Below are 10,864 nucleotides of genomic sequence, written 5' to 3'. Positions count from 1 at the left end.
CTTGAGGGACATCGAGGGTCCGGCCTTCCGGTCGACGGTCAGTGGGTGGGGACGGCGACGGCGGCGCCGTCGGACCGCGCGGACTCGACGACGGCCGCGATGACCTGCATGGTGTGCAGCCCGTCGGCGAAGGTGGCGTTCGGCGGCAGCGGGTCGGGGGTGCCGACGATCTGGTCCAGGAACGCGCGGCACTGGTAGACGAACATCTCGGCGTTGCCGCCACCGACGCCCGGGGCCTCCATCGGGTAGCCGCCGGCGACGTAGGGCATCTGCGGGCCGACGATGACCTGCCGCGCGCCGCGGCTGCGGGCCTCGGGCTGGCGGTCGTCGAGGAGGTACTCCGAGGGCCGGTGCCAGTCGAAGGAGGCGCGGCCGGCCAGCCCGTACACGTCGAAGGCCAGCCCGTTGGGCATGCCGAAGGCGGTGCGGGACACCGAGAACGTCGCGGACGGGCCCGACCCGAACCGGGCAGTGAACACGGCCGTGTCCTCGTTCTCGACCTCGCCCATCTCGTCGCTCACCGGGGCGGCGTCGTGGCCCACCACGGCGCCGAGGGGGAGTGGCCGCTCGGGGATCTGGGTGGACAGCACCGCCCCGGACACCGACACGATCGGTCCGCAGAGGAGCTGGCCGACGTCGATGACGTGGGCGCCGATGTCGCCGAGGGCACCGCTGCCGGGTCCGCCCCTGTACCGCCAGGTGAGCGGACCGCGGGGGTCGCAGGCGTAGTCGCACCAGTAGCGGCCGTCGAACAGGGACAGCTCACCCAGCTCGCGGTCGTGCACGTGGTCGCGGATCGCGGCGATCGCCGGGGACCTGCGGTAGGTGTACCCGACGGCGGTCACGACGTCGGATCGCTCCTCCGCCGCGACCATCACCCGCGCGTCCTCCAGCGAGCCGGCCAGCGGCTTCTCGCAGAGCACGTGCTTGCCGGCGGCGATGGCGGCCTCGGCGATCGGGCGGTGCAGGGAGTTGCCGACGACGATGCTGATCGCGTCGATCGAGGGGTCCTCGACGACCTCCTCCCAGCTGAGGACCGCCTTCTCGAAGCCGTAGCGGCGAGCCGCGTCGCGGGCCAGTTGCTCGTTGGCATCGGCGATCGCGGCGAGCCGGACCGGCGGGAGTCCCTCCCCGAAGACGGTGTTCACCGAGCGGTACCCGGCGGCGTGGCTGCGGCCGGCCATCCCGGCCCCGATCACCGCCACGGACAGTGGTCGTCGCGACATGGCTGTCCCCCTCTCCTGGGGTGGACGGGGTCCCGGTGGTGCGCGGGCGTCGCTGCGGACGTGACACGCTCCCCGCGGGTGGCACCGGTGGGTGCGGAGGCGCTTAAAGCGCTTTAATGGTGCTGCCGCTCCCGGCTCGGTGTCAAGGCAGGAGGTGGTGGTCCTGGGTGCAGAGGAGTCGCTGCGTCGTCCGCGACTGCAGGACGTCGCAGCCGAGGCCGGCGTCTCGACGGCGTCGGTGTCGCTGGTGCTGCGCGGCGTCGCCGGACCCAGCAGCGCCACCCGCGAGCGTGTGCTCGACGCCGCCGCCCGGCTCGGGTACCGACCCGACCGCGCCGCGAGCCTGCTGGCCCGCCGGCGCAGCAGGCTGATCGGCGTCGTGATGGACGTCCGCAGCACCTTCCACGCCCAGCTCGTCGAGGACGTCCACGAGGCGGCCGAGGAGCACGGGTACGACCTGGTGCTCAGCACGGTGACCCGCACCCGGGACGAGGGGCGGGCGGTCGAGACGCTGCTCGACTCGCGCTGCGAGGCGCTGGTCCTCCTCGGCCCGGAGGCCCCCGCCTCCCGGTTGAGCGCGCTGGACCGGCAGCTGCCCGTGGTGGCCGTCGGCCGCCCGGTGCCGTCGGCCGGTGTGGACGTCGTCCGCGCCGCCGACGACGAGGGCGTCGGGCAGGCCGTCGACCACCTGGTCGGCCTCGGCCACCGCCGGATCGCCTACGTCGACGGCGGCCCCGGGGTCATCCCCGCCGGCCGGCGCCGGGGATACCAGCGGGCGATGCGCCGGCACCGGCTCGGCGGGCACCTGCAGGTCGTCGCCGGGGACCACGGCGAGGAGTCCGGGGCGCGCGCCGCGCGGGAGCTGTTCGCGTCCGACCTGCCCCCGACGGCCGTGATCACCTACAACGACCGCTCGGCGGTGGGAGTGCTGGACACCCTGCTGCGCGGCGGGGTCGACGTCCCGGGGGCGGTCTCCGTCGTCGGCTACGACGACAGCCCGCTGTCCCGGCTGGCGCACGTCGACCTGACCACGGTCAGCCAGGACTCCGGACAGCTGATGCGGCACGCGGTGGCCGCCGTGGTCGAGCGGCTCGACGGCGGCCGCACCGCGCACCGCGAGGTCGTCGTCCCGCCGCGCCTCGTGGTGCGGGGGACGACCGGTCCGGCGCCCGCAGGGGTCTGAGGTCGGCACCGCCGCACGGTCAAGGAGCCGGACTTTGTCCTGACAACCGGTTGACAGTGGCGTGGGTCACCCGCAACTCTTTCAAACGCTTCAAGACACGAGTCGTCCCTGAGCACGGAGACGCACATGGCCGAGACCGCCACCGCTGCCCCCGCCACCGCCGAGGACTACGACCCGTTCCGGCCGGACTTCTACACGTCCGACCCGTTCGGCGTGTACCGCCGGCTGCGGAACGAGGCGCCCGTCGCCTACAACGAGCGGTGGGGCTGGTGGGTCCTGACCCGCTTCGAGGACGTGCGGGCGGCCGCGCTGGACGCGGACACGTTCCGCAGCTTCGAGGGGATGGACATCGACGACAGCCGCCTGGAGCAGGTCCCGCCCGGCTCCATCGGCAGCATGGACAACCCCCGGCACGACCAGGTCCGCTCGGTGGTGCAGCCGTACTTCCTGCCACGCCGGATCGCCCAGCTCGAGGACGGCATCCGCGCCGTCGTACGCGACCTGGTCGGATCCTGGCGGGACCGCGCCGCGGGGGGCCGTGCGACGGTGGACCTGGCCCAGGAGCTGGCCTGGCCGATGCCGTTCGACGTCTTCTTCCACCTGATGGGCCTGCCCAGCCGGCACGCCGACGATCCGCTGGACCGCGCGCGGCGCGAGCAGCTGGAGCACTGGACCCACGAGCTCAAGGACCGGGTGCCCGGCACCCCGCACCTCACCCCGGTGGCGCGGGCGGCGACGGCCGGCGTCCAGCAGTTCTTCATCGACCTGCTCGAGGACCGTCGTCGGGCCGCGCGGGACGACCTGGTCACGGCGTTCGTGGAGGCCGACATCGACGGGGTGCCGTTCGTCGATGCGCAGGTCACCCCGAACTCCGAGGTCAGCGGCCTGATGATGATCCTCTTCCTCGGCGGCGTGGAGTCCACCGCCGGGCTGACCGGCACGCTGTTCAGGCTGCTCGCCGAGAACCCCGACCAGCGGGCGCTGCTGCAGGCCGACCCGTCGCTGATCCCGGCCGCCGTCGAGGAGGCCATGCGCCTCATCACGCCGCTGCAGCTCACCGCCCGGACGACGTCGCGCGAGGTCACGCTGCACGGGGTGACGATCCCGGCCGGCGGCCGCGTGGTGCTGGTGATGGGGGCCGCCAACCGGGACGAGCGCCAGTTCCCCGACCCGGACCGCTTCGACATCACCCGGCCCCGGGGCCGGCACCTGGGCTTCGGCGAGGGCGTGCACGGGTGCCTGGGCGCACCGCTGGCCCGCCTGGAGGCGCGGATCGCCCTCGAGGAGGCCCTGCCCGTGCTGGGCGACTACGAGCCGGCCGGCCCACCGACCTTCTACCCCAGCTCGCCCAACATGTACGTCTGGAAGAACCTGCCGGTCACCTTCGGCCGGACCGCGCGACGTCCGCACGTCGAGGCCGTCTCCCACCGGACGACGACCGTCACCCTCACCACCGCGGAGTTCGAGGCGGAGGCCCGGGTGGCCGCCAAGCGGGAGGTCGCCGACGGCGTCGTCGCCCTGACCCTGCGCGACGCCGGTGACCGCCCGCTGCCCGCCTGGGAGCCGGGCGCGCACGTCGACCTGGTCCTCGACGGGACGCCGACCCGGCAGTACTCGCTCTGTGGTGACCCCGCCGACCACTCCGAGTACCGCCTGGGCGTCCTGCGCGACCCGGACGGCCGCGGCAGCTCCCTCTTCGTCCACGACCGGCTGCAGGCCGGCGACACCGTGCGCGTGCGCGGCCCGCGCAACAACTTCCCCCTGGTCGACTCGCCCCGGTACCTGTTCATCGCCGGGGGCATCGGCATCACGCCGATCCTGGCCATGATCCGGGCCGCCGAGGCCGCGGGCGCCGACTGGCGGCTGGTCTACGGCGGCCGGCACCGGGCGTCGATGGCGTTCCTCGACGAGCTCGCGGTGTACGGCGACCGGGTGTCGGTGCGCCCGCAGGACGAGACGGGACTGCTGGACCTCGAGGCCCTGCTCGGCACCCCGCAGCCGGACACGCTGGTCTACTGCTGCGGCCCCGAGCCGCTGCTGGCGGCGGTCGAGGAGCACTGCGGCGGCTGGCCGCGCGGGGCGCTGCACGTGGAGCGGTTCGCGCCCCGCCCCCAGGGCGAGCCGGCGCGCACGGAGTCGTTCGAGGTCGAGCTGGCGCGGAGCGAGCTCACCCTGACCGTCCCGCCGGACCGGTCGATCCTGTCGGTGGTCGAGGAGGCGGGGGTCGGCGTCCTCTCCTCGTGCGCCGAGGGCACCTGTGGCACCTGCGAGACCGCCGTCCTCGGTGGCGTGCCGGACCACCGGGACTCGGTCCTCGGCCCGGACGAGAGAGAGGCGAACGACTGCATGATGATCTGCGTCTCCCGCTCGAGCGGTCCCCGGCTGGTGCTCGACCTCTGAAGAAGGACCACTCTCCTCCCCACGCCTCGTCGAAGGACCCCGTCCTCCCCACCCCTCGCAGGCCCGGGGCGGGACCCGGGACCGGGGCCGGAGGGTCTGGAGGGTGGCCGTTCCCTCACGTCACGAGGGCGGGGCGGTGCTGCTCCGCACGACCAGACGGGGCGGGACGACGAGCTCGCGCCGGTCGACGGGGGTGCCGTCGAGCCGGGCGAGGGCGCGCCCGACGGCGAGCGTGGTCAGCTGTTCGACGTCCTGGGCGACGGACGTGAGGTCGACCGAGGAGAGCCGGGCGATCCGGCTGTCGTCGTAGCCCACGACGCTCACCTCCCCGGGCACGGTCCGGCCCGCCCGGCGGAGGACGTCGAGCACGCCCAGGGCGCAGCGGTCGTTGAACACGGTGACGGCGCTCGGCAGCGGCCCCTCGAGCAGCCTCCGTGCAGCGGCGGCACCGTCGTCCTCGGTGAGCCCGCCGGCGACGACCCGCGCCGGGAGCCCGTGCCGCTGCAGCGCCTCCCGGTACCCCCGGCGCCGTTCCGCCGCGCCGGGAGCCCGTCCGCCGTCGACGTGGACGACGTCGCGGTGCCCGAGCGCCACCAGGTGGTCGACGGCCAGGCGCATGCCCTCGTCGTCGGCGGTGCGGACGACGTCCACCGTGGCGGACCGCACCGGGCGGGCGAGGACGACGACCGGCAGACGCGTCGCCAGGTCGGTGAGGGTGGCCGCGGGGGACTGGGGGCCGAGCAGGACCAGTGCCTCGCAGCGGTCCCGCAGCAGACTGTCGACCGCCGGCTGCTCGCCGCGTCCCGGCGTGACGGCGCTCAGCGCCAGCTCGTACCCGGCCTGCTCGGCCGCGTCGTAGAGCCCGGTCAGCAGGTCGCCGTGGAAGGCGTGCTGCACGCCGAAGACCACGCCGAGCAGCCGGCTGCGGGAGCTGCGCAGGAGACGGGCGCGGCTGTCCGGCCGGTAGCCGATCTCGTCGGCGGCTCGGCGCACCCGCTCCCGGGTCGCCGCGCTGGCCCCGGGTGCCTCGCGCATGACGATCGACACGAGGGCGGTGGAGACCCCGGCGCGGGCGGCCACGTCGGCCAGGGTCGGCCTCCGCTCGGGGCCCGTCCGCGTCACCGGGCGAGCGTAGCCCGATGCCCTAGAACGTTATAGCCGGATCCTCTTGACGGGTCAGGGTCACCCGCGTCACCCTGGCCTGACTAGAACGTTCTAGACGAGGAGTCGGCATGACGAACGGGACCGTCGGGGTCGCCCTCATCGGGGCGGGGCGGATGGGCGCCTTCCACGCCGAGACGCTGGCGCGGCGGGTCCCCGGTGCGCGGTTGGCCGCGGTGGCCGACGCGGCCCCGGGAGCCGCGGAACGGCTGGCCGGCGCACTGGGCGCGGACCGGGCGCACACCGACGCGGCGCAGCTGTGGGACGACCCCGCGGTCGACGCGGTCGTGATCGCGGCGCCGGCCCGGTCGCACGCCGACCTGGTGGTCGCCGCCGCGGCCGCGGGGAAGCACGTGTTCTGCGAGAAGCCGATGGCGGTCACGCTCGCCGACGCCGACCGGGCCGTCGACGCCGCCCGCGCCGCGGGCGTCGTCCTCCAGGTCGGCTTCAACCGGCGGTTCGCGGCCGACTGGCGGGCCGCCCGTGCCCTGCTCGACGCCGGGACCCTCGGCACGCCGCGGCTGCTGCGCTCGCTCACCCGCGACCCCGGCGGCTTCAACCCGTCCCGCGTCCTCCCGGACACGATCTTCCTCGAGACGCTGATCCACGACTTCGACACGCTGCGCTTCCTCAATCCCGGATCCGAGGCGGTGGAGGTCTCCGCGACGGCCGACGCACTGGTGGAACCGGCGTGGCGGGACCGCGGCCTGCTGGACACCGCGGTGGTCACCGTGCGGTTCGACAACGGCGCGATGGCGGTGGCCGAGGCGTGCTTCGAGGCGGCCTACGGCTACGACGTCCGCGGCGAGGTGCTCGGCTCCGGCGGCATGGCCACGATGGGCGACGGCCGCGGCAGCGGGATGGCGTTCTCCGGGCCGGCCGGGCGGCTCGTCGAGACCGTCCGCGGGGACCAGGAGCTCTTCGCCGACGCCTACACCGCCGAGCTGGCCGCCTTCGTCGAGGCGGTCCGGGAGGGGCGCCCGGCCCCGGTGACCGGCGAGGACGCCCGCGCGGCGCTGGCCATCGCGCTGGCCGCGGCGGAGTCGGTGCGCACCGGCGGCCCGGTGCGGGTCGAGAAGTGAGCTACCGCCTGGCCGCCTCGGCCGAGATGCTCTTCCTCGACCTGCCGTTCGCCGAGCGCGTGCGGCGCATCGCCGGCCTCGGGTTCGAGGTGGAGATCTGGGACTGGACGGCGAAGGACGTCGACGAGCTCGTCGGGACCGGCGCGACGTTCTCGTCGATGACCGGCTACGTCACCGGCACGCTGGCCGACCCCGACGGCGCCGGAGAGCTGCTGCGGACCGCCGAGCGGTCCCTGGCCGTCGCCGAGCGGCTGGACTGCCCGCGGCTCAACGTGCACGGGACCGGGCTCGACGGCCGGGGACTGCCCGTCGTCCCCACCGAGACGGTGACCCCCGCGATGTGGCTCACCGCCGCCCGGACGCTGGAGCGGCTGGCGGCGCTGGGGGAGCGGGCCGGGCGGGTCTTCACGCTGGAGAACCTCAACACCGCCGTCGACCACCCCGGCACGCCCTTCGCCCGCGCCGCCGACACGATCGCGCTGGTCGAGGCCGTGGGCAGCCCGCACCTGCGGCTCAACCTGGACCTGTACCACGCGCAGATCGGCGAGGGGAACCTCGTCGCGCTGGTGGAGCGGGCCCTGCCGCTGGTGGGCGAGATCCAGGTGGCCGACGTCCCCGGTCGGTGCGAGCCGGGCACGGGGGAGATCCACCACCCGGCGATCGCCGCCGCACTCCACCGGCTCGGCTACACCGGCGTCGTCGCCCTGGAGGGCTGGGCCTCCGGCGACCCCGAGCAGGCGCTCGACCGCTTCCGCGCGGCGTTCACACCGGCTCGCTGAGGGGCCGCTCCCGCCGCGGCGTCAGCCGCCGTGGTGCTCCGCACGGTGGTCGGCGAGGGCATCCAGGCCGAAGTCGGCCTGCGGGTCGCGCCACACCGAGTGCGCGTGGTTGCCGTCCCGCTGGGTGTTGTCCCACTCGACGAGCAGCCGCGGTCCCTGCAGCCGGTAGTAGTGCGGCCGGCCGGGGTCGGTCGACCCCGCCCAGGCCAGGTGCACGGCGTCGACGTCGACCGGTGGGACCAGCCCGTCCGGCACCCGGCCGACGTAGGCCGACAGCAGGGTGGCCAGGAGCGCGCGCTGGTCGTCGTCCAGTTCCCCGCCCGCCAGCCCCCGCGGACGGACGGTCAGCGGCAGCAGTCCTCCCTCCGGGCCGGCATCGACCTCACCGGCGGTCGGCAACCGCGAGCGGTTCCCGCTGACGATGTCCTGGGGCGCCCGGTCCAGCAGGACCGCGCGGGCCCTGAGTGCGGGCGGCAGCGACCGCACCAGGTCGCGCGCCAGGTCCTCGGTCGGGCCGAGCAGTCGCAGGACCCCGGCGCCGAGCAGGGGAGCCGCGGCCGGGTTGGTTCCCAGGAAGCAGGGCGTCACCGCCCGCACCCGGCCGTCGACGACCAGGTCGTTGAGGGAGACGTGGTGGCCGCCGAACCGCCATCCCCACGGACCCGGTCCGCCCGGCTCGCCGAACACCCGCAGGTAGTACAGGCCGGGGTCGCGCAGGCGCTCCCGGTCCCCGCTCGTGCGCAGCCCCTCCGTGCCGTCGAGCACGTTCTCCAGGCCCATGACGCCGCAGACGGTCACGAAGCCGGCGGCCGACAGGCCGGTGGACACCAGGCGCATCGCCAGGGACTGCTGCACCGGCCGCTGGGCGCCCAGGGGCAGGCCGCCGTGGTCGGTGGGGACGTAGTGCCAGCGCAGCCGCTCGGCCTCCGCCGCGGGACCACCCGACGGCCCGGGCCGCTGCGCCACGCTCCGCTGTCCCGCGTCCAGCGAGTCCAGCCACGCCGATGCCGCCGCCGCCATCCGGCGTGCGACGACCCTGTCGGCGGTGTCCGCGTCCGGCCGGCCGGACGCGGTGGTCAGGGGTCCCCCTGCGGGGACCGGGCCCACCTCGAGCCAGGGGTCGGGTCTCCGGAGTCGCCGAGGACGGACGCGTCCGCGGCCACCTCCGGGAGCTGGCCGCGCAGGAGGCGCACCTGCTCAGGGCCGCCTCGTCCCGTCCCGTCGGTGCGGACGAGGGGTGCGGATCGGCCCTCCCGGAACACCAGGTCGGGTGCGCCGGGGCAGGGCTCCGGCGACGAACCGCGTGTCGTCCAGCCGCCCGTCCACGGCCGGCCGGATCCGCCCCACCCCCGGAGCCCGGCCGCAGGATGGTGGCGGCCGGGGGCCGGCGCCGGCGGAGACCCGTCTCGCCGGCGCCGGCCGGTCCGCGGTGTCACCGACGGCGACTCCGCCACCGGGGGACCTCGGTCAGGCGTTCTGCGGGAAGCCGAGGTTCAGGCCGCCGTGGCTGGGGTCCAGCCAGCGGCTGGTGACGACCTTGCCGCGGGTGAAGAAGTGCACGCCCTCGGCGCCGTGGGCGTGCGAGTCGCCGAACAGGCTGTTCTTCCACCCGCCGAAGGAGTAGTAGGCCATCGGCACCGGGATGGGCACGTTGATGCCGATCATCCCGACCTCGACCTCGTGCTGGAAGCGCCGGGCGGCGCCGCCGTCGTTGGTGAAGATGGCGGTGCCGTTGCCGTACTCGTTGCGGTTGATCAGCTCGACGGCGTGCTCGTAGGTGTCCACGCGCAGCACCGAGAGCACCGGGCCGAAGATCTCGTCGGTGTAGACGCTCATCGGTGGCTCGACGTGGTCGACCAGGGTGGGGCCGAGCCAGAAGCCGTTCTCCCCGCCGTCGGGGGTCACCTCGCGGCCGTCGACGACGAGCTTGGCGCCCTCCTTCTCACCGGCCTCCACGTAGGAGGCGACGCGGTCGCGGTGCCGCTTGCTGATCAGCGGGCCCATGTCGGCGCCCTTGCGGCCGTCGCCGGTGCGCAGCGTGGCGGTGCGCTCGGCGATCCGGGCGACCAGGTCGTCGCCGATCCCGCCGACGGCGACGATCGCGCTGATCGCCATGCAGCGCTCGCCGGCCGACCCGAACCCGGAGTTCACCGCCGCGTCGGCGGCCAGGTCGAGGTCGGCGTCGGGCAGCACGACCATGTGGTTCTTCGCCCCACCCAGGGCCTGGACCCGCTTGCCGTTCCGGGTACCGGTCTCGTAGACGTAGCGGGCGATCGCCGTGGACCCGACGAAGGACACCGACCGGATGTCGGGGTGCTCCAGCAGCCGGTCGACGGCGACCTTGTCTCCCTGGGCGACGTTGAACACGCCGTCGGGCAACCCGGCCTCCTTCCACAGCTCGGCGACCCACAGCGACGCCGACGGGTCCTGCTCACTGGGCTTGAGGACGACGGTGTTGCCGGTCGCGATCGCGATGGGGAAGAACCACATCGGGACCATCGCCGGGAAGTTGAACGGGCTGATGATCGCCACCGGGCCGAGCGGCTGGCGGATCGAGTACACGTCGACGTTGGTCGAGGCGTTCTCGGTGAACCCGCCGCGCACCAGCGACGGGACGCCGCAGGCGTACTCCACGACCTCCTGGCCGCGGGAGACCTCACCGAGGGCGTCGTCGAGGACCTTGCCGTGCTCGGCGGTGATGATCGCGGCCAGCTCGGGCTTGCGGTCGTTGAGCAGCTCCCGGAAGCGGAACAGCACGGCGGTGCGCTTGGCCAGCGACGTGTCACGCCAGGCCGGGAACGCCGCGGTCGCGGCGGCCACCGCCGCGTCGACCTCCTCGACCGAGGCGAGGGCGACCTCGCCGGAGACCTCGCCGGTCGCGGAGTCGGTCACCTCTCCGGTGCGGCCGCTGGTGCTCTCGCGGCGGGCGCCGTCGATCCAGTGCGGGATGGAGGTGGGCATGGGGTGCCTCTCTCGGTTCAGGGGGTGGTTCCGTCGGGGAAGTGCTTGGTGACCAGCTCGCGGATGGCGGAG

Annotated in this window: 8 protein-coding genes; 4 read left to right on the top strand and 4 right to left on the bottom strand. The window is 74.7% G+C overall.

Translation table 11 applies throughout. The features are described from left to right. Positions 1-38: 38 nt before the first annotated feature. Positions 39-1,226: a Gfo/Idh/MocA family protein gene (locus tag ABQ292_RS24670; protein WP_369210354.1), complete on the bottom strand. Its 1,188-nt coding sequence runs from the start codon at positions 1,224-1,226 to the stop codon at positions 39-41. Between the two features lie 157 nt (positions 1,227-1,383). On the opposite strand from ABQ292_RS24670, the gene ABQ292_RS24665 reads away from it, so the two are divergent. Both ABQ292_RS24665 and ABQ292_RS24660 read left to right on the top strand, forming a co-directional pair. After that, positions 1,384-2,409, top strand: a complete 1,026-nt coding sequence (locus ABQ292_RS24665) for a LacI family DNA-binding transcriptional regulator (RefSeq protein ID WP_369210353.1) — start codon at positions 1,384-1,386, stop codon at positions 2,407-2,409. A 126-nt stretch (positions 2,410-2,535) separates the two neighbouring features. Then, positions 2,536-4,809: a cytochrome P450/oxidoreductase gene (locus ABQ292_RS24660; protein WP_369210352.1), complete on the top strand. Its 2,274-nt coding sequence runs from the start codon at positions 2,536-2,538 to the stop codon at positions 4,807-4,809. Positions 4,810-4,929: 120 nt separating this feature from the next. On the opposite strand, the gene ABQ292_RS24655 is transcribed toward ABQ292_RS24660, so the two are convergent. Then, positions 4,930-5,931 carry a LacI family DNA-binding transcriptional regulator gene (locus tag ABQ292_RS24655; RefSeq protein WP_369210351.1) on the bottom strand — a complete coding sequence of 334 codons (1,002 nt, stop codon included), beginning with the start codon at positions 5,929-5,931 and terminating at the stop codon, positions 4,930-4,932. A 110-nt stretch (positions 5,932-6,041) separates the two neighbouring features. Here ABQ292_RS24655 and ABQ292_RS24650 point away from each other — a divergent pair, with 110 nt between their 5' ends. Together ABQ292_RS24650 and ABQ292_RS24645 are read left to right on the top strand one after the other, a co-directional pair. Further along, complete coding sequence (locus tag ABQ292_RS24650; RefSeq protein ID WP_369210350.1) at positions 6,042-7,052, top strand: Gfo/Idh/MocA family oxidoreductase; 1,011 nt, start codon at positions 6,042-6,044, stop codon at positions 7,050-7,052. Next, positions 7,049-7,831, top strand: coding sequence for a TIM barrel protein (locus ABQ292_RS24645; protein ID WP_369210349.1), 783 nt, complete (start codon positions 7,049-7,051; stop codon positions 7,829-7,831). The genes ABQ292_RS24650 and ABQ292_RS24645 overlap by 4 nt, the downstream gene beginning before the upstream one ends. Positions 7,832-7,852: 21 nt before the next feature. On the opposite strand, the gene ABQ292_RS24640 is transcribed toward ABQ292_RS24645, so the two are convergent. Next, positions 7,853-8,851, bottom strand: coding sequence for a DUF3500 domain-containing protein (locus ABQ292_RS24640; protein WP_369210348.1), 999 nt, complete (start codon positions 8,849-8,851; stop codon positions 7,853-7,855). A gap of 447 nt (positions 8,852-9,298) precedes the next feature. Next, on the bottom strand, positions 9,299-10,792 hold the full coding sequence (locus ABQ292_RS24635) for a CoA-acylating methylmalonate-semialdehyde dehydrogenase (RefSeq protein ID WP_369210347.1): 1,494 nt from the start codon (positions 10,790-10,792) through the stop codon (positions 9,299-9,301). Between the last annotated feature and the right edge of the window lie 72 nt (positions 10,793-10,864).

The organism is Geodermatophilus maliterrae, from assembly GCF_041018925.1.
Classification (GTDB): Bacteria; Actinomycetota; Actinomycetes; order Mycobacteriales; family Geodermatophilaceae; genus Geodermatophilus; species Geodermatophilus maliterrae.
Note: the sequence above shows the minus strand (reverse complement) of the source record. Positions and strands in the feature narration are given on the sequence as shown.

What these genes read in the sequence shown, in the direction of transcription:
- ABQ292_RS24660 (WP_369210352.1), top strand. Translation starts at nt 2,536, where the DNA reads ATGGCCGAGACCGCCACCGCTGCCCCCGCCACCGCCGAGGACTACGAC.
- ABQ292_RS24635 (WP_369210347.1), bottom strand. Translation starts at nt 10,792, where the DNA reads ATGCCCACCTCCATCCCGCACTGGATCGACGGCGCCCGCCGCGAGAGC.
- ABQ292_RS24650 (WP_369210350.1), top strand. Translation starts at nt 6,042, where the DNA reads ATGACGAACGGGACCGTCGGGGTCGCCCTCATCGGGGCGGGGCGGATG.
- ABQ292_RS24670 (WP_369210354.1), bottom strand. Translation starts at nt 1,226, where the DNA reads ATGTCGCGACGACCACTGTCCGTGGCGGTGATCGGGGCCGGGATGGCC.
- ABQ292_RS24640 (WP_369210348.1), bottom strand. Translation starts at nt 8,851, where the DNA reads ATGGCGGCGGCGGCATCGGCGTGGCTGGACTCGCTGGACGCGGGACAG.